Genomic DNA, 24,479 nt, shown 5'->3' on the forward strand with positions numbered 1-24,479 from the left:
ATGGACACCGAGGCGAGCTGGATCCGGTGCTTCCACCCGAAGCCACAGGCCGCGCACACCCTGGTCTGCTTTCCGCACGCGGGTGGTTCGGCCAGCTACTACCACGGCCTCTCGGAGGTCCTGGACCCGGACATCGAGATGCTGGTGATCCAGTACCCGGGCCGGGAGAACCGGTTGTTCGAGGAGCCCGTCAGCTCCCTCCACGCACTGGCCGACTCCGTGGCCGAGGTACTGCCCACCCGTCTCGGAGGCGCCCGGCGACCGGTCCTGTTCGGCCACAGCATGGGGGCGATCGTCGCCTTCGAGGCCGCGAGGCGGCTGGAGGGGGCGGGTGCCGTGATTCCCGAAGCGCTTGTCGCGTCGGCGTGTTCGGCCCCCTCGGGGCACCGCCCGGAGCGGGCGCTGCGGGCGGACGAGCAGCCCGACAGCGAGGTACTCGCCCGGATCATGGGACTGGGCGGCACCGCCCGGGGCGTCGCCGAGCACGCCGAGCTGATCGAGCTGGTTCTCCCGGCGATCCGGGCCGACCTGGCCGCCCTCGGTTCCTACCGGGCGGCCGACGGCACGACGGTGGGCTGCCCGGTCACCGTGTTCGTCGCGGACGGCGACCACGAAGTGCGGCCCGCGGACGCCCGGTTGTGGGGAAGGCACACCACCGCCGGCGAACCCGGGGTGCACGTCTTCGAAGGGGATCACTTCTATCTGAGCAAGCGGCCCGAAGGCTTTGTCGATCTGCTCCAGGAAACTGTGCGCACCTCTCGCCCGGAGAACTCACTCGGATGACAGCCACCATGGGATTCGTGGAAGAGGAGCTCGCCCAGATGTGGGCCGAGCTGCTGGAGGTCACCGGCGCCCCGGTGGACCTGGACTCGGAGTTCGCCGGTCTCGGCGGCGGGCCGGAGCAGGCACGGCTCCTCGCCGCCCGTATCGACGAGGACCTCGGCGTGGACGTCCCCGCCGCCGAACTGCTCGGCGCGGGCACGCTGGCGGAGATGGCCCGCCTGGTGCGTGCCGCCATGGGCCGGGGCGCGGCGGGCCCGTCCCAGGGAGGTCCCGGGGCCGCCGGGCCCACCGGCCCCCGCCCCGGGGCCCGGCAGGAACGGCCCCAGCTGTCGTTCGCGCAGCAGCGGCTGTGGTTCATGCAGCAGATCGACCCCGACACCACTCTCTACAACGTGCCGACCGTGCTGCGTCTGCGCGGAGCCCTGGACCGGGCCGCGCTCGGCCGGGCCCTCGACGCCCTGGTCGCCCGCCACGAGGTGCTGCGCACGACGTACGCGGCGCCGTCCGGGCTCCCGTACCAGGTCATCGCGGACCCGGTGCCGCTTGAGCTGCCGTACACCGACCTGACGGGCGCCGCCGACCCGGTGGCCGAGGCGGAGCGCGTCGCGGCCGAGGAGGGCGCGGGCGTCTTCGACCTGGCCGCCGGGCCGCCGCTGCGGGTCCGGTTGGTGCGGGTCGGCGCGGACGAGCACCGGCTGATCGTGACGTTCCACCATGTCGCCGTCGACGGCTGGTCGGTGGAGATCCTCTTCCGCGAACTGGGGCAGCTGTACGGCGACGGCGAACCGCCCGCCGAGGTGCCGCTGCACTACGCCGACTACGCCTCCTGGCAGCGCGACCGGCTCCGGGGCGAGACCCTGGACGCCCTCGTGGACCACTGGCGCGAGGCACTGGGCGACGACCCGAAGGCGCTCGCCGTGCCGACCGACAAGCCGCGGGGCACCGCACGCAGCTTCCGGGGGGCCGTCACTTCACGCGAGCTCCGGTCGGAACTCGTGTCCGCCGTGCGTGAGTTCAGTCGCGGCGAGCGCGTCACTCCGTACATGACCCTGCTCGCCACTCTGCACACCCTGCTCGCCGGGTGGTCGGGCGCGGAGGACATCACGGTCGGCACCCCCGTCGCGGGACGGGACCGGCCCGAGCTCCAGGATCTGGTCGGCTGCCTGATCAACATGGTTCCGGTCCGGGTGCGGCTGGACGGCGGCCCCGGCTTCCGCGAGCTGCTGGCCCGGGTCCGTACGGCGGTGCTGGACGCCTCCGCCCACCAGGAGCTGCCCTTCGACAAGCTGGTCGAGGCGCTGGTCTCCCGGCGCAGCCGCGACTTCATGCCGGTCTTCCGGGTGATGTTCAGCTTCCTCAAGGAGCAGCCCGAGCCGGTGTTCGCCGGGCTCGACGGGTGCTCGCTGGACCTCACGGGCCCGCAGGACACCGCGAAGTACGACCTCAGCCTGTACGCGCAGGAGCGCGGCGACGGCCTGGCGCTGACCCTCGAATACGACACCGATCTGTTCGGCCCCGACACCCCGGCCGCGCTGCTGGCCGCCTACGAACGGACGCTGGCCGAAGCCATTTCCCGGCCCGGGACACCGGTGACGGAGCTGGCGGCGGCGCGGTTCGCCGCCGGTACCGCGTCCGGACCGCAGAGCCCGCAGCCCCGCACCGAGTCCGGCACCGAGAGGAACACCCACCGTGACCGTTGACCAGATGGCCACACCCGCCCAGGCCCCGGGGACCATCGACGCGTGGTTCGCACGGCAGGCGGCCGCCCGCGGTGACGCCGTCGCCGTGACCGGCGCCGACGGCCGGCTGACCTACGCCGAGCTGGAGCGCGACGCCAACCGCCTGGCGCACCGCCTGCGCGTCCTGGGCGTCGGCCCCGAGATACCCGTCGCCGTCTGCGTGGAGCGCACCACGTCCCTGGTGACGGCGCTGCTCGCGGTCCTGAAGGCGGGCGGGGCGTACGTACCGCTCGACCCCTCCGCCCCCGTCGAGCGGCTGCGCTTCACGCTCGCCGACGCCAACGCCGCCGTCCTGCTCACCGACCGCGCGGAGCGTGGCCTGCGCGCCCCGCACACCGTGCTGACCGGGCGCGACGGCGAGGACCTCACCGGCTACCCGGAGACCGCGCCCCCGGCCCCCGGCACCGGGCCGTCGAGTCTCGCGTACGTCATCTACACCAGTGGTTCGACCGGTGTCCCCAAGGGCGTCATGATCGAGCACCGCAATGTGACGGGCCTGCTCACCGGCGTCCGCGACCGCTTCGGGTTCGGGCCCGACGACGTGTGGTCGTTGTGCGCCTCCGCCGCGTTCGACGTCTCCGTGTGGGAGATGTGGGGCGCCCTGTTGCACGGCGGCCGACTCGTCGTCGTACCGGACGAGGTGCGGCGAGCCCCGCAGGAGCTGCACGCGCTGCTGCACCGTGAGGGCGTCACCGTCCTCAACCAGACGCCCGCCGCCTTCCGCCAGCTCGTCCGGTACGAGGAGGAGCACCCCGGCCCCGGCGCCCCGGCGGAACTCGCCCTGCGGCTGGTCGTCTTCGCCGGGGAGGCGCTGCCGCCCGAGATGCTGCGGCCGTGGATCGCCCGCCACGGTGACGCGGCGCCCGCCCTGGTGAACATGTACGGCATCACCGAGACCACCGTGCACTCCACCTACCGCCGCATCACCTCGGCCGACCTCGACGGCGGAGCGGGCAGCATGATCGGCGGCCCCCTCGACGGCTGGACGATGGACGTCCTCGGCGCCGACGGCGAACCGGTGGCCGAAGGGGCGGCCGGAGAGCTGTACGTCGGCGGCGCGGGCGTGGCACGCGGCTACCTGGGCCGCCCCGCCCTCACCGCCGAGCGCTTCCTGCCCGACCCGGACGCCGCCGTGCCCGGAGCCCGCCGGTACCGCTCGGGCGACAGCGCCCGGCGTGCGGCCGACGGGGACCACGAGTACCTGGGCCGACTGGACCACCAGGTCAAGATCCGCGGCTACCGCATCGAGCTGGGCGAGATCGAGAACGCGCTCACCCGCCACCCGGCCGTCCGGGACACGGTGGTGGCCGTCGACCGGGACGCGGCGGGGGACCCCCGCCTGGTCGCGTACTGGGTGGGCTCCGCCGGGACCCCGGCCGGGCCCTCCGAACTGCGCGAACACCTCGGCCTGACGCTGCCCGACTACATGCTGCCGAACGTGTACGTGGCCCTGGACCGGCTGCCGCTGACCCGCAACGGCAAAGTCGACCGGCGCGCGCTGCCCGCCCCGGAGGCCGTACGCCCCGAGCTCGACGCGGAGTTCGCCGCGCCCGCCACCCCCGTCGAGAAGGTGATCGCCGACATCTGGGCCGAGATGCTCTCGGTCGACCGGGTGGGACGCGACGACGACTTCTTCGAACTGGGCGGCCACTCCATGCTCGCCACCCAGGCCGTCGCCCTCACCAGGGATCAGCTCGGCGTCGCCGCGACGCTGCGGCTGTTCTTCGACCGGCCGACGGTACGGGAACTCGCGAGCGCCCTGGACGAGCTGCTCGCCGCACAGCACGACACCGGTGCCGGGCACCGGCCCGCATCCCACCCGCACCACCCGCACGGGGAGAACGCATGACGTACGAGACGGATCTGCCACTGCCCGAGCAGGCCGTGGCCATCATCGGAATGAGCGGCCGCTTCCCGGGTGCCGCGGACGTGGACGAACTGTGGCGGCTGGTGGCGGCGGGCGAGGAGGGGCGCAGTACCTACACCGACGAGGAGCTGGCCGCGGCCGGAGTCCCCGAGCAGCTGCGGGACGACCCGGCGTACGTGAAGTCCGGTTTCCCCCTGGACGGGTTCGACCGCTTCGACGCCGACTTCTTCGGTGTCACCCGGTCCGAGGCCGAACTCATGGACCCCCAGCACCGGTTGCTGCTTGAGACGGCCTGGCAGGCGCTGGAGCGGGCCGGTTACCCGGCGAAGACGTTCGAGGGGCGGACCGGGGTGTTCGCCGGTACGTCGGGCAGCGGCTACCTCCAGGAGCGCATCGCCCCGCGCGGCGCCTTTGACGGCCTGGTCTCCGACGAGATCCAGGTGGCGATCGGCAACGACCCCGGGATGCTCGCGCTGCGCCTCTCGTACAAGCTCGGTCTGACCGGCCCCAGCTTCACCGTGCAGAGCGCCTGTTCGTCGTCGCTGGTGAGCGTCCACCTCGCCGTCCAGTCCCTGCTCAGCCGCGAGGCCGACCTCGCGCTGGCGGGCGGGGTCGCGGTGCGGGAGTTCGAGCCGCGCGGATACCGGTACGAGGAGGGCGCGATCCTCTCCACGGACGGTCACTGCCGCCCGTTCGACGCCGACGCCTCCGGCACCGTCTCCGGTGACGGGGTGGCCCTGGTCGTCCTCAAGCGGCTGGAGGACGCCGTCGCCGACGGCGACCACATCCACGCGGTGATCCGCGGCAGCGCGGTCAACAACGACGGCTCCGCGAAGATCGGCTTCACCGCGCCTTCCCCGCACGGCCAGGCCGAGGTGATCGCCGAGGCGCTGGCGGTCGCCGGGGTCGAGCCCCGTACGGTCCAGTACGTCGAGGCGCACGGCACCGCCACCCCGCTCGGCGACCCGATCGAGGTCCAGGCGCTCACCGAGGCGTTCCAGCCCGACGCCCCCGCCGGATCGGTCCACCTGGGCTCGGTCAAGTCCAACGTCGGCCACCTGGACGCGGCGGCCGGGGTCACCGGCCTCATCAAGGCGGCCCTGGCGCTGGAGCACCGCTTCATCCCGCCGACGGCCCACTTCCGCGTCCCCAACCCCGCACTCGGCCTCGACAAGGGCCCCTTCCGGGTCGACGCCGAAGGCGTGCCGTGGCCCGCGACGGAGCTGCCGCCGCGCGCCGGGGTGAGCGCCTTCGGAATCGGCGGCACCAACGCGCACGTCGTCCTCGAAGCAGCGCCCGCCCGCAGCACGGAGGCCCCCGACGGCGACTGGCAGGTGCTGCCGCTGTCCGCCCGTACGCCCGAAGCCCTCGACACCGCCGCCGCGCGCCTCGCGACGGCGCTCACGGCCGACGACGGGACGCGGCAGGACCCCGCCGGGTTCGCCGACGCCGCCTACACCCTCCAGATCGGGCGCGCCGCCCTCCCGTACCGCCGCACGGTCGTCGCGGACAGCCGCGCCGCCGCGGCCGCCGCCCTGGAGCGGCCCGCGCCCGCCGCGTCCGCCGTGCCGGACGAGGCGCCCGGTGTGGTGTTCGTCTTCCCGGGCCAGGGCGCCCAGTACGCCGGTATGGGCGCGGAGCTGTACCGCACCGAGCCGGTGTTCCGCGAGGCGCTCGACCGGTGCGCCGAGATCCTGCTGCCCCACCTGGGCTGGGACGTACGGGAGGTGGCCTTCGCCACCGGCGGGGACGAGGCCCAGGAGCGGCTGCGCCGTACCCTGTACACCCAGCCGACCGTCTTCAGCCTCGACTACGCCGTCGCCCAGCTGCTGATGTCGTGGGGCGTGCGCCCCGACGCGATGACCGGGCACAGCCTCGGCGAACTCGTATCGGCCTGCCTGGCCGGGGTGTTCAGCCTGGAGGACGCGCTGCGCGTGGTAGCCCGGCGCGCCGCGCTCATGCAGGACCTGCCGCCCGGCCGGATGCTGTCCGTCCTGCTGGACGAGGCGGCCCTGACCGAGGCGCTGGACGGCCGCGCGACGATCGCCGCCGTCAACGCACCCGCCTCCTGCGTCGTCGCGGGCACCCCCGAGGAGGTCGCCGAGGCCCGCCGGCTGCTGGAGGAGCGGGGCGTGTCCGTACGGGAGCTGGAGACCTCGCACGCCTTCCACACCGCCCTCGTCGAACCGGCGCTGCCCGGCCTCGCGGAGGTGCTGCGCTCGGTGCGGCTCAACACCCCGAAGATTCCCTTCCTGTCCAATGTGACGGGCACCTGGATCACCGACGAGCAGGCCACCGACCCCGACTACTGGGTCTCCCACACCCGTGCCCCGGTCCGCTTCTCCGACGGGATCACCGCCCTCGCCGAGCGCGGCGACGCCGTGGTCCTGGTCGAGGCCGGTCCGGGCAGCCAGCTCAGCGGACTGGTCCGGACCCACCCGGAGCCCTCGCCCGTCGTCACCCTGCTGCGCAAGCCGCGCGGCGAGGAGCGCACCGCCGAGGCCCGCACCGTCCGCGAAGGCCTTGCCGAGCTGTGGCGGCACGGAGTGGCCGCCGACTGGGCCGCCCTGCACGACGACCGGGCCCGCGGCCGGGTCCCGCTGCCCGCCTACCCCTTCCAGGGCCGCGGCCACCTGCTTCCGAAGCCGGAGGCGGCGGCCGCCGGGAACGTACGCACCGACCCCGAGCGGTGGACGTACGCACCGGTCTGGCACCCCGCACCGCTCCCCGGGGCGGCCCCGGAGGACGCCCCCCTCAGCTGGCTGGTGCTCCAGGACGACACCGGTCTCACCGACGCTCCGACCGCCGCCCTGCGCTCCCGGGGCCACACCGTCACCACCGTGCGGAAGGCGACCGCCTACGCCCGCACCTCCGAGCACGGCTTCGACGCGGACCCCGCCGACGCCGACCACCTCGGCCGGGTCGTCGAGGAGCTGCGGCGCACGGGAGCGGCCCCCGACCGCGTGCTGCACGCCTGGGCCGTCACGGGCCCCGGGGACAACGCCGGTGACGCGGCGGGCCGTTACGCCACCGGCCTGGACACCGGGTTCCACAGCCTCGTCGCCCTCGCCCAGGCGCTCGGCGGCAGCGGGGAGGACCGCCCGGTGCGGATCGACGTCCTCACCGACAGCCTCCAGGACGCGTACGGGACGGCCGTGATCCGGCCCGAGCGGGCCACCCTGTACGGCGCGGTGACCGTGCTGCCGCAGGAGTACGCGTGGCTGACCTGCCGCAGCGTCGACGTCACCCTCCCCGCCACCGACGCCGACCGCGCACGCGTCGCCGCACAGCTGGACGCCGAACTCGCGGGGGAGGGGCGGGAGAGCCTCGTCGCCTACCGGGGCGCCCAGCGCCTCCTGCGCGCCTTCGCACCGGTCGGGCTGGAGCCCGTACCCACCGGGCGGGCCTGGCGTGCGGGCGCCGGGTACCTCGTCACCGGGGCGTCCGGCGAAACCGGACTGGCCTTCGCCGAGCAGATCGCCGCGAGCGGGGCGCGCGCCGTGCTCATCGGCGACCCGGACTTCCCGGCCGAGAGCGAGTGGGACGCCTGGCGCGGCGGCATGGCGGGCGACGACGACCGGGTACGCGCCCGGGTCGCCCGGCTCGCCGCACTGCGCGCCGCCCACCCCGAGGCCGTCGTCTACCGCACCGCCGACCTGGCCGACCCCGGCCAGGCCCGTACCGCCGTCGAGGCGGCGCGGACCGTGCTGGGCGCGGTCGACGGCGTCCTGCACCTCGCCGACGCCCGGGGCTCCGGCCTGACCGCGCTCAAGACGCGGCCGGACTTCGACGCCGTCCTCGCGGCCCGGGTGAGGTCGACCCTGCTGCTCGACGAACTGCTGGCGGACGATCCGCTCGACTTCTTCCTCACCGCGTCGGCCACCACCGGCATCGTCGGCGGCTTCGGGCAGGCCGAGAACTGCGCCGCCGCCGCCTTCCTCGACACCTTCGCCCAGGCCGCCACCGCCGCCGGCCGGCCCACCCTCGCCCTCGACTGGTCGCAGTGGGACTGGGACGACTGGTTCGAGCAGCAGATGGCGGGTCTGCCCGAGGTGCGGGAGCTGTACGAGCGGCTGCGCCTCGCCCAGGGCATCCCGGCCGCCGACGGCCTGGCGCTCGCCCGCGCCGCGCTCTTCGGCGCCCTGCCCCAGGTCGTCGTCTCCAGGGCCGACTTCCAGGACGTCCTGGCCGACCAGTCCGGGCTGACCGCGACCTCGTTCACCGACTCGCTGGGCGGTGGCCGGGGCCGCGGAGACGACGACTGGGACCCGGCCACGGTCTGGCCGGACGACGAACTCGCCCAGGCCGTGGCCCGGGTGTGGCACGAGATGCTCGGCGTCTCCCCGATCGGGCCCGACGACGACTTCTACGATCTGGGCGGCAACTCGCTGTTCGCCATCCAGATCGTCGGGCGGCTGCGGCAGGCCCACGGCGACTTCCCGATGAGCGCCGTCTTCGAGGCGCCGACCGTACCGGGGCTCGCCGCCGCGATCCGCTCCCACCAGGCCGAATCGATCGGCCTGGACGAGTTCGAGGCACTGCTGCGCGAGGTCGAGAGCCTCTCCGCGGGCGAGGCCGAGGCAAAGCTGAAGGGTGACGACCATGTCTGACGAGTCCGAGGCCGCACGCAGGCTCAAGGAGCGGATGTCCTCGCTCTCGCCCGAGCAGCGCGCCGTCCTGGAGCGGTCCCTGCGCGAGCGCAACGTCAAGGCTCCCTCGGCCGTGGACCCCGGCCCCGGTACGAACACGGCCGCCAGATCCGCCGCGCCGCGCCGCGGGCGGCGGCCCGGCAGCACCATGGACTTCAGCCTGTTCTTCTTCTCGGGAGACGGCACGGCCAAGGGCCCGGGCAAATACCAGCTGCTGCTGGACAGCGCCCGGCACGCCGACGCCAACGGCTTCGACGGCATCTGGGTCCCCGAGCGCCACTTCGTGGACTTCGGCGGCCTCTACCCGAACCCGTCGCTGCTGGCCTCCGCCATCGCCGTACTCACCGAGAACATCCAGATCCGCGCGGGCAGTTGCGTCCTGCCCCTGCACCACCCGGTGCGGGTGGCCGAGGAGTGGGCGGTCGTCGACAACCTGTCCGGCGGCCGGGCCGCGATCTCGGCGGCCTCCGGCTGGCACCCGGACGACTTCCTCCTGGCCCCGGGCGACGGGCAGCAGCGCTACCCGCGCCGCAAGGACGAGATGTTCGAGTCGATCGACACCGTCCAGCGGCTGTGGGCGGGCGAGAGCGTCGAACTCCCGCGCGCCGACGGATCGTCGCAGACCGTACGCACCCTGCCGCGCCCCCTCCAGCCCAGGCTCCCGGTGTGGGTGTCGGCGCAGGGCAGCATCGAGACGTTCGTCCGGGCCGGGGAGATCGGCGCGTACGTCCTGACCGGGCTGGTCGCCCAGCGCCCCGCCGACCTGAAGGACAAGACGGCGGCCTACCGCGAGGCGCTCGCGGGGGCCGGGTACGACCCGGCGGAGGGCCGGGTCACCGCGATGGTCCACACCTACGTGGGCTCCGACGACGACGAGGCCAGGGAGACCGTACGGGGGCCGCTGACGGCGTACCTCAAGACCTTCCTGGAACAGCAGGACAGCTTCGGCAGCGAGTTCTCCAAGCTCAACGACGCCGAGCGCGACGTCATGCTCAACGCCACCTTCGAGCGCTACTTCGACCAGCTGGCCCTGCTCGGAACGCCCGACAAGTGCGAGTCCCTGATCGAGGACCTGGTCGACATCGGCGTCGACGAGGTCGCCTGCCTGGTCGACTTCGGACTCGACCCCGGCCAGGTGCTCAAGGGCCTGGACCACCTCACCGAACTCAAGGACCGCTACCGCCATCGGGGCGAGACCGAAGGAGAGAAGTCGTGACCGGACTCGCGGACCGGCTGGCCGGTCTCACCCCCGCCCAGCGCGCCCTGCTCGACCGGCGGATGCGCGAGCGTACCGCCGGCACCGTCACCAACGCGCCCGTACCCCGCCGCAAGCGGGAGAACCGCGTACCGCTCACCGTGGACCAGGAACGCATCTGGCTCATCCATCAGTTCGACCCCGAAGACCCCGTCTACAACGTGTACTTCGCCTCACGGCTCCACGGCGAGCTGGACACGGACGCCCTCCAGCGTGCCGTGGACGCCTTCGTACAGCGGCACGAGGCGATGCGCACCACCTTCGAGCAGGACGGTCACGCCCCCGTCCAGGTGATCCACCCGTCCATGGCGGTGCCGCTGCGCCACCAGGACCTGCGGTCCGTGCCCGAGGAGCGGCGCGAGGCGGAGATGACGCTGCTGGCGACCGCGGAGCTGCGCACCCCGTTCGACCTGGTGAAGGGGCCGCTCCTGCGGATCGCCCTGCTGCGCCTCGGCGACCGGGAGCACGTCCTCGTCGGCACGGTCGACCACCTGGTGTGGGACCGCGGCTCGATGGGCATCTTCAACGCCGAGATCGCCGAGTTCTACTCGGCGTTCGCCACCGGCCGCGAACCCCGGCTCGCACCGATCGAGGTGCACTACCCGGACTACTCCGAGTGGCAGCCGCAGTGGCTGCGCGAGGAGGTCCGGCACAAGCACCTGCCGTACTGGAAGAAGCAGCTCGAAGGCGCCGACCTGGTCCTGGAGCTGCCGACGGACCGCCCCCGCCCCCCGCTCCAGACGGCGAACGGCGCCCGCTACCAGTTCCCGCTGACCCCCGAGCTGACCCAGGCCGTCCGCGACCTCGCCAAGCGCGAGGACGTCACGGTCAACATCGCGCTGCTCGCCGCCTGGCAGCTGATCCTGCACCGGCTCACCGGACAGCAGGACATCGTGGTCGGAACCACGTCCTCGACCCGCAGCAGGCCCGAGACCGAGCCGATGATCGGCTACTTCCTGACCATGCTGCCGCTGCGCACCACGGTCCGGCCGGAGATGACCGTACGGGAACTGCTCCAGGCGACCCGCACCACGATGATGGGCGCCTTCGACCACCACGACATCCCCTTCGGGACGCTGCTGGACGAGCTCGACCTCGACCGCGACCCCAGCCGCACGCCGATCTACCAGACGTCGTTCATCCTCGTGGACTTCCTCCACGAGGAGGAGACCCCGATGGCCGGGCTGCGGGTCGAGGAGCTCATGCTCGACAACGCCACCGCCAAGGACGACGTGCTGCTCGGCTTCTTCGACGACCCGGCACTGGCGGACGACCACTTCCACGGGATGCTGGAGTACAACACCGACCTGTTCGACGAGAGCACGATGGCCAGGACGGCCCGGCAGATCGTGCGCGTCCTGGAGCAGATGTCGAAGAACGCCGGACGCAGCGTGCGCGATCTGTCGCTGCTCGGCCCCGACGAGGCACAGACGCTGCTGGTGGAGTGGAACCGGACCGGGACGCCCCGCGAGGAAGGCGTCGCGCTGGACACCCTGGTACGCCGTCAGGCCCTGGCCACCCCCGGGGCGGTCGCCGTCTCCTGCGGCGACGAACGGCTCACCTACGCCGAACTGCTGGAGCGGGCAGGTCGGCTGGCATCCCACCTCCAGGAGCGTGGCGTGCGGCCCGAGACCGTCGTCGGGGTGTGCCTGGAGCGCTCCGTCGACCTGGTCGTCGCCCTGCTCGGCGTGGTCATGTCCGGCGGCGCCTACCTGCCGCTGGACGCGGGCTACCCGGCGCAGCGCCTGGCCACCATGACCGGCGACGCCGGGGCGGCCTTCCTGCTGACCCGCTCCGAGCTGCTGGAGAGCCTGGCCGACTGCCCCGGCGAGCGGATCTGCCTGGACACGGACGCGGAGACCGTCGCCGCCGCCCCGGCCGTCCCGGCGGAGCCGGCGGCGGGCGAGGACCGGCTCGCCTACGTCATCTACACCTCCGGGTCCACCGGCCGCCCCAAGGGTGTCGAGGTCACCCACCGCAACCTGGCCAACCTGCTGCTGGCGATGGCCGCCGAGACCGGCCTCGGCCCCGGCGACACGCTCACCGCCGTCACCCCGGTCACCTTCGACATCGCGGGCCTGGAGCTGTACGCCCCGCTCATCAGCGGCGCCCGCGTCCACGTCGTACGCAAGGAGGAGGCCGTCGACGGCCGCCGCCTCGCCGCCCTCCTCGACGAGACCGGCGCCACCGTCATGCAGGCCACCCCCGCGACCTGGCAGCTCCTCGTGGAGGCCGGGTGGCGGAGCGAGGGCTCCCTGCGGGTCCTGGTCGGCGGCGAGGCGCTCCCCCCGGCCCTGGCCGAGCGGCTCGTCGCCGGGCCCGGCCGCACCTGGAACGTCTACGGCCCGACCGAGACGACCATCTGGTCCACCGCACACCGCCTGGACAGCGGCACCGAGCAGGTCTCCATCGGCCGCCCCCTCGACAACACCCGCGTGTACGTCCTCGACGAGCGCCTGGAGCCCGTCCCGGTGGGCATCCCCGGCGATCTGTACCTGGGCGGCACCGGAGTCGCGCGCGGCTACCGCGGTCGCCCCGCGCTCACCGCCGAGCGGTTCATACCCGACCCCTTCGGCACCACGCCCGGCGCCCGGCTGTACGCCACCGGCGACAAGGCCCGGCTCCGCGAGGACGGCACGCTCGTCTTCCTCGGCCGCGACGACGGCCAGGTCAAACTGCGCGGCTTCCGCATCGAACTGGGCGAGATCGAGGCCCGGTTGGCGGAACACCCGGCGGTGCGCCGCGCGGTCGCCCTCGTCCGCGAGGACCGGCCCGGCGACAAGCGGCTGACCGGATACGTCGTGGCGGCGGACGGCGACGGCGGGGCCCCGGGGGCCGAGGAGCTGCGCGAGCACCTGCGCCGCTTCCTGCCCGACTACATGGTCCCGTCCGCGATCGTCACCCTGGACGCCTTCCCGCTGAACACCAGCGGGAAGATCGACCGCAGGGCCCTGCCCGAGCCGGTGATCGAGCGGGACGCGGCGAGCTACGTACCGCCGCGAGACGCGATCGAGCTGGAGGTCGCGCACATCTGGGAGGACGTGCTCGGGGTCCGGCCGATCGGACTGCACGACCGGTTCTTCGACCTGGGCGGCCACTCCCTGCTCGTACTGCGGCTGATGGCCGAGATCGAGAAGAGGTTCGGGCAGCAGCTGCCGATGGCCGCGATCTTCCGGGGCGCCACCGTCGAACGGTTCGCCCGGATGCTGCGCGAGGGCTACCAGGACGAGGCGGACGTCCACCTCGTGGAGATCGGCTCCGGCACCACCGGTACCCCCGTCTTCTTCGCCCACCCGGCGGGCAGCGAGGTGGTCTGCTACATGCCCTTCGCCGGTCTCATGGCGGGCGGCGACCGCCCGCTGTACGCGCTGGCCTCCCCGCCGCCCGCCGACGGCGTGCTGCCGTACGCCGACTTCGGGGCGCGGGCGGCGGCCTACGCGGACCTCATCCGCGAAGTGCAGCCCGAGGGCCCGTACACGGTGGCCGGCTGGTGCTACGGCGGCACCAACGCCTTCGCCGTCGCCGGGGAGCTGGAGCGGACGGGGGCGGAGGTGTCCGTCGTGATGATGGACTCGCACCCGCCCGCCGAGGTCGCCGAGGGCTCCGAGCCCGACCCCGCCGACATCGTCGAGGCCGTCGCGGCCAACCTCCAGTGGGACTACGGCGACGCGCTGAAGTCCGTGGAGGAGCTGCGGGGGATGACCCCCGACGAGCACCTCGACTACCTCCTCGCCATCGCCCGCGCCTCCGACTACCTGCCGCCGGACGCCGGACGCGAGCAGGTCCGCGACATCCTCGACCTCTGGGTCGCCAACCTGCGGCTCGTCTGGAACTTCCGGCCCCTGCACGTCAGGGGCCGGGTGACGCTGATCCGCGCGGCCGAGGAGACGTACGACTCGACCGAGGCGTGGCGCGAGCTGACCACCGGCGGCGACCTCGATGTCCGGGTGGTCGAGGGCAACCACTACACCATGATGCGCCACCCGTACATCGAGGGCGTCGCCACGATTCTGAACGAGGTGGTCGAGAGTGCTTGAGCTGCTCAAGGACCGGACGTACATCCGCTACTGGCTGGCCGTCGTCGCGTCCTTCCTCGGTGACGCCATCACCAAGATCACCCTGATCTACGTGGCGGCCACCGAGACCTCGGACCCGGTGCTGTACGTGTCCCTCGTGGTCATCGCCCAGTTGCTGCCCTCCGGGATTCTGGGGGCGTTCGTCGGCCCGCTGGCCGACCGCTTCCCGGCGCGCCTCCTCATGGTCGGCTCCGACATCGTCCGGGTGGGGCTGGTCCTGGCGATGATCCCGGCCCGCGACTCACCGACGCTGCTGCTCGTCCTGATCCTGCTCACCGGCATCGCCAAGGCGTTCTTCGAGACGGCCCGCATCACCGCGATCCCGCTGATCGTCCGGGGGCACAACATCCCGACGGCGGTCGCGCTGTTCCAGTCCACCAACCACACCCTGAACCTGGTCGGCCCCGCCCTCGGCGGGCTGCTCCTCGCGTTCGCCAGCGTCTCGGTCGTCTTCGTCATCGACGCGGTGACGTTCGTGATCTCCGCGATCCTGCTGGCCAGCATGGCCGTGCTGCGCGAGGTCCCGGTGCCCGGCAAGGACAGCGGCCGCGAGTCCTACTGGAAGTCGCTGGCCACCGGTGTCTCCGGGGTGCTCGCCGTGCCGTCGCTGCGCTTCCTCGCGGTCATCCTGGTGCCGGTGATGCTCGTCCTCGGGCTCTTCACCACCAACCTCAACTCCCAGCTCCTCAACGTCTTCGACCTGTCCGCCTTCAACTTCGGCCTGGCGCAGGCGGCGTTCGGGGCGGGCTGTGTGATCGGGGCGCTGACCGGCCCGCCGCTGGTGCGCCGGTACTCCGACCGGGGGCTGCTCATCGGCTCCATCGTGCTGTTCGGCGTCTCCCTGCTGCTCCTCGCGCCGACCGGCTGGCTGCGGGACTCGCTGGGCCTGGGCGTCGTCCTGGCCTGGTGCGTGGTGGCGGGGATCGGCTCCGGCCTCTTCCAGGTTCCGGTGGCCAACACCCTGATCAGCGACCTGCCCGAGGAGATGCGCGGACGGGGCGTCGGGCTGCTCAACGCCCTGATGATCAACTTCACCATCCTCGGCGTGGTCCTGGGCGGCCTGGCCGCGGACCTGATGGGCATCGCCCTGTCGATCATAGTGGCCGGCGGACTGCTGCTGCCCGCCGCGGCCCTGCTCGCCGTCGCGTCGGCGCGCGGCAGGCGCGGCGGGGGCGACAAGGACAGCCGGACCAGCGGCGACGCCGCCGAGACGGAGGCGGTCTCATGACGGCCGCCGAGCAGCACCTTCCGCTCAGCCCCGCCCAGCGGCGGCTGTGGGCGCTGGCCCAGGTACGGCCGGACGACCCCTTCTTCAGCATCCCGTTCGCCGTCGGCATCGACGGGCCGCTCGACACGAAGGCCCTCGGACGCGCTCTCGACGAGCTGGTGCGCCGTCACCCCGCCCTGCGGACCCGGATCGTGCGCGGCGCCGACGGCGAGCCCGTCGCCCGCGTCGGGGCGCCCGCGCCGGTGGAGCTGCCCGTCGTGGACGCGGCGGACACCTCGGCCGCCCTGTCCGAGGCGTTCGCCCGCGAGCCGTTCACGGTGGACGGCGGCCCCCTGCTGCGGGCCCGGCTGCTGCGGCTGGACGACACCACCCACCGGCTGCTCGTCGGCGTCCACCACATCGTCTTCGACGGGGCGTCGCTGGACGTCTTCACCGGCGAACTGACCGCCCTGTACGACGCGTTCGCCCAGGGCAGGCCGTCGCCGTTGCCGGAGCCCGCCGTGGACTACGGCGCGTTCCTGGCCCGGCGTGCGGAGCAGGACGAACGGGCCGCCGCCGCGAACCTGGCGTACTGGACCCGGCGGCTGGCCGACGCCCCCGAGGTGCTGGAACTGCCCCTCGCCCGGCCCCGCCCGGCACGCGCGGGACACGCGGGGGAGCGTCGTACGGCCGTGGTCCCGCAGGAGGTGGTGGAGCCGCTGCGACGGCTCGCCCGGGCCGAGCGGTGCAGCCTGTTCATGGTCCTCAAAGCCGCGTGCGACGTGGTCCTCAGCCAGTACGGCGGCACCGACGTGCTCACCGGCATGGCCCTCTCGGGCCGGGACACCACCGAGAGCGCCGGGCTCGTCGGCTACCTCACCCGGCCCGTGGTGCTGCGCGGCGACCTGTCCGGCGACCCGGAGTTCCGCGAGCTGCTGCACGGGGTGCGCGGTGACCTGCTGGACGCGCTGGACCACACCGACCTGCCGGTCGACGAGGTCATGGACCGGCTCGGCATCACCCGTGACCCGAGCTACCACCCGCTCTACCAGGTCATGTACACGCACCAGCCCGCGGCGCCCGTACGGCGGGCGGCGGACGCGGTGTTCACGGTGGGGGAGCTGCGGCTTCCGACCATGAAGACGGACCTGGCCATCGACACCGTCGAGACGGACGAGGGTCTGCTCGCCCTGGTCGACTACCGCACCGCCCTCTTCGAGGACGCGACGGCCGAAGCGCTGCTGGTCCGGCTGCGCACGGTGCTGGAACGCGCGGGCGCCGACCCGTCCGCAAGGGTGTCAGCACTGCTGCGGCCCACGGCCGCCGAGCGGCGGCTGCTGACCGAGGAGTGGAACCCGGCGGGCGGGGCGGACGGCTCCGGTGCCGCCGAAGGTGCCGGTGAAGGTGCCGGTGCCGGTGAAGGCGCCGCCGGGAGCGCCGGAGATGTCCTGCACACCCTGGTGGCGGATCAGATCGCCCGTACCCCGGACGCGGTCGCCGTGGCGGACGGCGCGCGCACCTGGACCTACCGCGAACTCGACGACGCGGCGGGCCGGGTGGCGGCCCGGCTGCTGGCCGGTGGCCTCGCGCCGGAGGACCCGGTGGGCGTCTGCGCCCCCAAGTCCTTCGCCCTGGCCGCCGCCCAGCTGGGCGTGCTCAGGGCGGGCGGGGTGTGCGTACCGCTGGACCCCGAGCTGCCCGCCTTCCTGCTGCGGCTGGCCGTGGCGGACGCGGGTCTGCCGACCGTTCTCGCGGACGCGTACTCCTCCTCGCTCTTTGACCACACACAGGTGCGGCTGACCGAACTGGACGAGAGCGCGGGGGAGCCGGGTGCCACCGACCCGACCGCGCCCCTGCCCGCCGTCGCGCCCGCCGACGCGGCCTGGGTGCTGCGCACCTCCGGCGTCACGGGTGAGCCGAAGGCCGTACTCGCCGAACACCGCAACCTCGTCTCCCGGCTGCGCTGGGCCCACCGGGAACTGCCCGCCGGGGCTCTGGAGGCGGTGGCTCAGCTCAGCCCGCCGGACTCGCCGGGCGCGGTCTTCGAGCTCTTCGCCCCGCTCACCCGGGGCGGCCGGGCGGTCGTGCCGCACGGCACGCGCCACACGGACAGCGGGCCTGCGGACACGGTGTACGCCGCACCCTCCGCCCTCGCCGGTCTCCTCGGCGAGGGCCGGGGCACCGCACCGGCCACGGTCCTCGCCGGGGGCGAGCTCCTCGCCCCCGCCACCCTGCGCGCGGCGTATGCCGCCGGGGCCGGCCGGGTCCACCACCTCTACACCACGGCCGAGACCGCGGGCCCCGCCATCGGCGGGCCCGCCGCCCCGGCCCCCGGGGACGGCACACCCGTCCCGCTCGGGCTCCCGGCGGACTGCACGGCGTACGTCCTCGGCCCGCGCGGGGAGCTGGTCGCGCCGGGCGTCGTCGGGGAACTCCACATCGGCGGCGCGGCCGTCACCCGGGGCTACCTGAACGACGCACGCCGTACGGCGGAGCGCTTCCTGCCCGACCCGTACGGGAAGCCGGGCGGGCGCCTCTTCGCCACCGGCGACCTCGTGCGGCACACACCCGACGGGCGGCTGGTGTTCGCCGGGCGGGCCGGGGAGCAGACCCGGGCGCGCGGGGTGCGGGTGGCCGCCGCCGACATCGAGGCGGCGCTGCTGGCCCACCCCGGCGTCGTACGCGCCCACGTCACCACGCGGGCGGCCGAGGGCATTGACGCGGCGGTCACCGTCCGGCCCGGGACGGGCCCGGCCGCCGTCGAACTCCACGGGCATCTGCGCGAACTGCTGCCCGGCTACATGCTGCCCGCCCGCATCGGCGTCCTGGACCGGCTGCCGCTGCTGCCCGGCGGCCGCCCGGACGGCCCCGCCGTCGCCCGGGCGCTGGAGCAGGCGCTCGCCGAGGAGGCGAAGGCGGCACGGCAGGAGGCCCGGCCGCCGGTGAGCGAGACCGAACAGCGCGTCGCCGCCGCATGGCGGGAGGTCCTCGGCCGCACGGTCGGCCACGACGAGAGCTTCTTCGACGCGGGCGGCAACTCGCTGCTGCTGATCCGGCTGCGCGACCGGCTGCGGACCGCGCTGGAGTGCCAGGTCGACGTGGTCGACCTCTTCCGGCACTCCACGGTGCGGGCCATGGCCGCCTACCTGGGCCGCCAGGACCGCGGCAGCGCGAACCCGCCCGAAGCCGCCGGGGCACAGGAGCGCGGCCAGGCCCGGCTGCGGGCCATGCGCGCCCGGAACCGGGAGCGCACGCCGGGACGGCCGCGATGACGACAGCGGCAGGACGAACGGCGGAACCGGTACGGACCACGGAACCGGCACGGACCACGACGGGGGACAGCGCGCACATGACGACGAGCACATCGCCCGGGCCCGCGCCCGGCCTGGGCCGGGGGTACGCCGACGACCGTGCCGCCACCGTCGGCTTCCTCGTCCGGAGCGAGGAAGCGCTGCGCGCCGCAGGCCCGGACCGGGCGACGGCCGCCCCGCTGCACTCGGCCGCCCGCCGCGCCCGGCGGCGGTTCATGGAACGCCACGCGGCCGCCCTCTACGCCGAACTGACCGATGAGCGGCGTGAGTTCCTCAGGCTGGACGACCTCACCGCCCGGGCGGACACCCTGGTGCCCGGACTCGTACCGACGAAGAGCCAGGCCGAGGAGGAGCGGCGCAGGCCGCAGCGCGACAAGGAGGGCCGGGAGACCGACCACGGGATCTTCTTCTGGGGCCTCCTGCGGGACGCCACGGCCGGGCCGCACCTCCTGGAGGCGATGCGCAGGCCGACCCCGAAGGCGCTGGCCGCACTGCCCGGCTTCCGGGCCACCGGCCACGCCGACCTCGGCCTCGTCTCCGTGACGCGCCGGGGCGGCACGGGCGAGGTCACCGTGCACAACACACGGTTCCTCAACGCCGAGGACGACCTGCTGGTCGCCGCACTGGAGGCGGCCGTCGACCTGGTGCTGCTGGACGACTCGATCCGGGTGGGCGTGATGCGCGGCGCGTCGATGACCCACCCGCGCTACGCCGGGCGCCGGGTGTTCAGCGCGGGCATCAACCTCACCCGCCTCTACGAGGGCGAGATCTCGCTCATCGACTTCTTCCTGGGGCGCGAACTCGGCTACATCAACAAGATCTTCCGGGGGCTCAGCGTCCCGGACGACGGCACCGGCTGGCTTCCGGAATCCGTCGAGAAGCCCTGGATCGCCGCCGTGGACACCTTCGCGATCGGCGGCGGGGCACAGATCCTGCTCGTCTTCGACCGGGTGATCGCCGCCGACGACGCCTACTTCACCCTCCCGGCCCTGCGCGAGGGGATCATCCCGGGCGCCGCCAACCTGCGGCTGCCCCGGGTCGCGGGCAGCCGGCTGGCCCGGCAGGCGATCTTCGCCGACCGGCGGATCGACGCCGCATCGCCCGAGGGGCGGCTGCTGTGCGACGAGGCGGTCCCCGCGGACCGGCTGGACGCGGCGGTGGAGGCCGCGGCGGCCGAGCTGGCCAACCCGGCCGTCGTCAACAACCGCCGTGTCCTGCACGCCCACGAGGAGCCCGAGGACGAGTTCCGGCACTACATGGCGACATACGCCGTGGAGCAGTGCAGACGTCTGACCAGCAGCGACCTGGTGGAGAACCTGGAACGCACATGGATATCGAGGAACCGATGACCACCACCGACAGCCTCCCCGGCACCCTGCCCCACCGCACGATGTACCAGTGGTTCGAGGAATCCGCCCTGCGGCTGCCCGGCCACCCCGCGCTGGAGATCGGCGACGAGGTCCTCACCTACGCCGAACTGCGCCGCCTCGCCCTCACCCTGGCCGCCCGCATCGTGCACAAGCACGGCGGGCTGCCCGACCGGGTCGCGCTCGCCGCCACCCGCTCGGTGGGCGCGTACGCCGGATATCTGGCGATCCAGCGGCTCGGCGCGGCCGTGGTGCCGCTGAACCCGGACTACCCGCAGCAGCGCAACCTCGACATCGCCCAGCGCGCCGGGGTCACCGTCGCTCTCGTCGACGACCGGGCCGCGGGCCTCTTCGGGCTGCTTCCCGAGCGGCACCGGCCGACCGTGCTGGAGCTGGCCGAGGACGAGCGCGCCGACCCGGACCTGCTGGAGGGGGCGCTCCAGGAGACGCTGCCGCCGGTCCCCGCCGACCTCGGACGCGAGGCCTACCTCCTGTTCACCTCGGGGTCCACCGGCCAGCCCAAGGGCGTGCCGATCCTGCACCGCCAGTTCTCCCCGTACCTCGAACACAACATCCCGCGCTACGAGATCGGCCCGGGCAGCCGCCTCACCCAGGTCTTCGGCCTGACCTTCGACGCGCACGCCTTCGACCTCTTCGCGACCTGGGGCGGCGGCGGCACCCTGGTCGTCCCGACGGCGGCCGACCTCTACTCGCCGGTCGACTTCATCGTGGAGCGGGAGCTGACCCACTGGTTCTCCGTGCCGTCGGTGGTGCGCGAGGCCCAGCGGCTCGGCAACCTCCCGCTGGGGCGCTGCGTCACCCTCAAGCACAGCCTGTTCGGCGCCGAGCCGGTCACCGTCCAGCACGTCGCGCTGTGGCGGGAGGTGGCCCCGAACTCGGCGATCCACAACATGTACGGCCCGACCGAGGTGACCATCTGCTGCTCCAACCACCTCCTGACCGGGCCCAGTTCGAGCTGGGCCGAGTTCAGCGGCGGCACGGTGCCGATCGGCACGATGTACCCGGGCATGGAAGGCGTCCTGCTGGACGAGGACGGGCGGGAGACGGACGAGGGCGAGCTGTGCGTACGCGGCCCGCAGCGCTTCGACGGCTATCTCGACCCGCGCGAGAACACCGGCCGCTTCCTCCGGTACGAGGAGGGCGGCCGGGCCACCGTGTACGACGGCTCCGGCCCGCTCACCGACCGCCACTGGTACCGCACCGGTGACCGGGTCCGCCGCGAGGGCGGGGTCATGGTGCACTGCGGCCGGCTCGACCAGCAGGTCAAGATCCGCGGCCACCGGGTGGAGATCGGCGAGGTGGAGGCGGTCGTCCGCCGCCACCCGGCGATCGTCGACGTCGCCGTGATCGCGCTCCCGACGGCGGAGGGGGAGACCGAGCTGGTCGCCGCCTACGCGGGCCGGGAGACGGACCCGGCGCGGTTCGACGCCTGGCTGCGCGAGCAGGTCCCGCTGCACATGGTGCCCGCGCGGATCACCCGGCTGGACGGCCTGCCGCTCAACGACAACGGAAAGACGGACCGCAACGCACTGGCGCGGATCCTCGGCACCCCGGAGGGGTCATGACTGATACGGCCGAAGCGACGGACCCGGCCGCCCGCCTGGAGTGGTGGCGCACCGAACTGGCGGGCCTCGACCCCCTGGAGCTGCCCGCCGACCGCCCGCGCCCCTCGGTGCGCGAGCCCGGTACGGCCCGCCGCACGCACACCGTCCCGGCCGCCACGGCGGACGCCCTGCGCAAGGCCGCGGCCGGATACGGCGCGCCGCTGCCGGTGGTGCTGCTCGCGGCGTACCAGCTGCTGCTGGGGCGCTGGAGCCGTCGGCAGGACGTGGCCGTCGGCACGCCCGTGGCGGAGGAACTCGCCGTCATACGCACCGATCTGGCGGCGGCGACCTTCGGGGACCTGGTGGACCGGGTCGGTGCGGCGCTGCGCGGGGCCCAGGACCGGGGCGTCCCGTTCCAGCAGCTCGTCACCGCCCTCGTACCGGAACCGGACAGCGGCCACCACCCGCTGGTCCAGGCTCTGTTCACCGGACCGGAGGGCGGTGGAGCCCCCCTCGCCGGCACCTGCCCGCCCGACCTCCAGCTGACCCACGAGGACGACGGGACCGGGCTTCGGCTCCACCTCGACCACAGCACCGCGCTCTTCGACGCGGCGACCGCCGAGCGGTTCGCCGGGAACCTCCTCACCCTGCTCACCGCCGTTGCCGGGCACCCCGGCAGCGCGCTGGGCGACCTCGACCTGCTCGACGGGGCCGAGCGGCGCCTGCTGCTCACCGAGTGGAGCGCCGGCCCCGCCGCCCGCCCGGCCGACCGCCAGGTCGCCGAGCTGGTGGCCGAGCAGGCCGGGCGGACCCCCGAAGCGGTCGCCGTGGTCTTCGGCGACGAGGAGGTCACGTACGGCGGTCTCAACGCCCGCGCCAACCGGCTGGCCCACCACCTGAGGTCGCTCGGGGTCGCGCCGGACGTTCCCGTCGGCGTCTGCCTGGAGCGCGGCCCCGAGCTGATCGTCGCGCTGCTCGCGGTCCTGAAAGCGGGCGGGGCATACGTACCGCTCGACCCCGAACACCCCGTGGACCGGCTCGGCTTCGTCCTGCGCGACACCGCCGCACCCGTCGTCGTCACCCAGGAGACCCTGCGCGGACGGCTCGCCGCCGAGGGCCGCGCCCTCGTCACCGTCGACACCGACCGCGAGGCGATCGCCACCGCCGACGCGGCGGACCCCGCCTCCACCACCGGGCCGGACGACCTCGCCTACGTCCTCTACACCTCCGGGTCGACCGGCACCCCCAAGGGCGTCGCCATCACGCTCGGTTCACTGACCGGCCTGCTCCTGGGGATGCGGGAGGTCTTCCCGGCGCCCGCGAGCGACCGGGTCCTGTTCACCACCTCGGCCACCTTCGACATCGCGAACGTCGAGGTGTTCCTGCCGTTGGTCACCGGGGGCCGGATCATCGGCGCCGACCGCGAACAGGTCCACACCCCCGGCGCTCTCGCCGCCCTCGTCGACCGGCACGACGTCACCCTCGTCCAGGCCACCCCGTCGGCGTGGCGGCCGCTCCTGGACGCCCTCGGCGACCGGCCAGGACCGCGCGACCTGACCGTCTTCACCGCCGGGGAGGCGCTCCCCGCCGACCTGGCCGCGAAGATGCTGCGCGCGGGCCGCCGGGTCGTCAACGGATACGGCCCGACCGAGACCACGGTCTACGCGACGGTCGCCGAGATCCGCGACGCGGCGGGCCCCGTACCGATCGGCCGCCCCACCCCGGGCACCGAGGCGTACGTCGTGGACGAGGCCGACCGGCCGGTGCCCGTCGGCGTACCCGGTGAACTCCTCATCGGCGGCCGGGGCGTGGCACGCGGCTACCTGGGCCGCCCGGAGCTGACCGGGGAGCGGTTCACCGCGCACCCCTTCCCCGGGCACGCGGCCGACGGGGCGTCCGCCCGGGTGTACCGCACCGGGGACCTGGTGCGGTGGCTGCCCGACGGGAACCTGGAGTTTCTCGGGCGCCTGGACCACCAGGTGAAGGTGCGCGGCTTCCGCATCGAGCTGGGCGAGATCGAGTCCGCGCTCCTGGCCCACGCCGATGTGGACGCCTGCGTGGTGACCGTCCGCGAGGACGTTCCCGGCGGCGTCCCCGGCGAGAAGGCGCTCGTCGCGTACTGCGTACCGGCAAAGGGCCGCACCCCGGGCGTGGGCGCCCTGCGCGACTGGTGCGGGCGCGGGCTGCCCGGCTACATGGTGCCCGGCGCGTTCGTCTTCCTCGACCGGCTGCCGCTGACCACCAGCGGCAAGACCGACCGCACCGCGCTGCCCGCCCCGGACGGCGAACGGACCGGCCTGGAAGCCGAGTTCGTGGCACCCCGCACCCCCGCGGAGCGCGCCGTCGCCCGCGTGTGGGCGGACGCGCTGTGGGCGGACGAGGTCGGCGCCCACGACGACTTCTTCGAACTCGGCGGCGACTCGCTGACCGCGACCCGGACGGCGCTGCGGCTCCAGGAGGAATTCGGCCTGGAGATCCCGGTGCGGGTGCTGTTCACCTGCTCGACGGTCGAGACGCTGGCGAAGGCCCTGACCACGGCGCGCCGCGCGGGCGGATTCCCGGCGGCCTGACCGGAGGGCAGCGCACGCCCCGCGGACTGTCACGACGACAGTCCGCAGACCCGCCACACCCTTCTCCCACCCGACTTACCACCACATTCC

Annotated in this window: 11 protein-coding genes; all 11 read left to right on the plus strand. The window is 73.9% G+C overall.

The features are described 5' to 3' along the window. The 11 genes from RI138_RS21325 to RI138_RS21375 all read left to right on the plus strand — a co-directional run bounded on the left by RI138_RS21325 (position 1) and on the right by RI138_RS21375 (position 24,389). Positions 1–783 carry a thioesterase II family protein gene (locus RI138_RS21325; RefSeq protein WP_311121197.1) on the plus strand — a complete coding sequence of 261 codons (783 nt, stop codon included), beginning with the start codon at positions 1–3 and terminating at the stop codon, positions 781–783. Continuing rightward, positions 780–2,483: a condensation domain-containing protein gene (locus RI138_RS21330; RefSeq protein ID WP_311121198.1), complete on the plus strand. Its 1,704-nt coding sequence runs from the start codon at positions 780–782 to the stop codon at positions 2,481–2,483. Before RI138_RS21325 ends, RI138_RS21330 begins: the two co-directional genes overlap by 4 nt. Further along, a complete protein-coding gene (locus tag RI138_RS21335) occupies positions 2,473–4,371 on the plus strand; it encodes an amino acid adenylation domain-containing protein (protein ID WP_311121199.1) in 1,899 nt (632 codons plus the stop codon). The genes RI138_RS21330 and RI138_RS21335 overlap by 11 nt, the downstream gene beginning before the upstream one ends. After that, a complete protein-coding gene (locus RI138_RS21340) occupies positions 4,368–8,999 on the plus strand; it encodes a type I polyketide synthase (RefSeq protein ID WP_311121200.1) in 4,632 nt (1,543 codons plus the stop codon). Before RI138_RS21335 ends, RI138_RS21340 begins: the two co-directional genes overlap by 4 nt. Further along, on the plus strand, positions 8,992–10,254 hold the full coding sequence (locus RI138_RS21345; protein WP_311121201.1) for a MupA/Atu3671 family FMN-dependent luciferase-like monooxygenase: 1,263 nt from the start codon (positions 8,992–8,994) through the stop codon (positions 10,252–10,254). The genes RI138_RS21340 and RI138_RS21345 overlap by 8 nt, the downstream gene beginning before the upstream one ends. Continuing rightward, positions 10,251–14,330 carry a non-ribosomal peptide synthetase gene (locus tag RI138_RS21350; protein ID WP_311121202.1) on the plus strand — a complete coding sequence of 1,360 codons (4,080 nt, stop codon included), beginning with the start codon at positions 10,251–10,253 and terminating at the stop codon, positions 14,328–14,330. Before RI138_RS21345 ends, RI138_RS21350 begins: the two co-directional genes overlap by 4 nt. Continuing rightward, positions 14,323–15,597 (plus strand): MFS transporter, encoded by a 1,275-nt coding sequence (locus tag RI138_RS21355; protein WP_311121203.1) that lies wholly within the window; start codon positions 14,323–14,325, stop codon positions 15,595–15,597. Before RI138_RS21350 ends, RI138_RS21355 begins: the two co-directional genes overlap by 8 nt. After that, complete coding sequence (locus RI138_RS21360; RefSeq protein WP_311121204.1) at positions 15,594–18,848, plus strand: non-ribosomal peptide synthetase; 3,255 nt, start codon at positions 15,594–15,596, stop codon at positions 18,846–18,848. The genes RI138_RS21355 and RI138_RS21360 overlap by 4 nt, the downstream gene beginning before the upstream one ends. 77 nt (positions 18,849–18,925) lie before the next feature. Then, positions 18,926–20,236: an enoyl-CoA hydratase/isomerase family protein gene (locus RI138_RS21365; RefSeq protein ID WP_311121205.1), complete on the plus strand. Its 1,311-nt coding sequence runs from the start codon at positions 18,926–18,928 to the stop codon at positions 20,234–20,236. Further along, the gene (locus tag RI138_RS21370; RefSeq protein ID WP_311121206.1) at positions 20,215–21,840 is read left to right on the plus strand and encodes an AMP-binding protein; all 1,626 of its coding nucleotides are present in this window, start codon (positions 20,215–20,217) and stop codon (positions 21,838–21,840) included. The genes RI138_RS21365 and RI138_RS21370 overlap by 22 nt, the downstream gene beginning before the upstream one ends. Then, complete coding sequence (locus RI138_RS21375; protein ID WP_311121207.1) at positions 21,837–24,389, plus strand: non-ribosomal peptide synthetase; 2,553 nt, start codon at positions 21,837–21,839, stop codon at positions 24,387–24,389. The genes RI138_RS21370 and RI138_RS21375 overlap by 4 nt, the downstream gene beginning before the upstream one ends. The last annotated feature ends 90 nt before the right edge of the window (positions 24,390–24,479 follow it).

Source organism: Streptomyces durocortorensis (assembly GCF_031760065.1).
GTDB lineage: Bacteria > Actinomycetota > Actinomycetes > Streptomycetales > Streptomycetaceae > Streptomyces.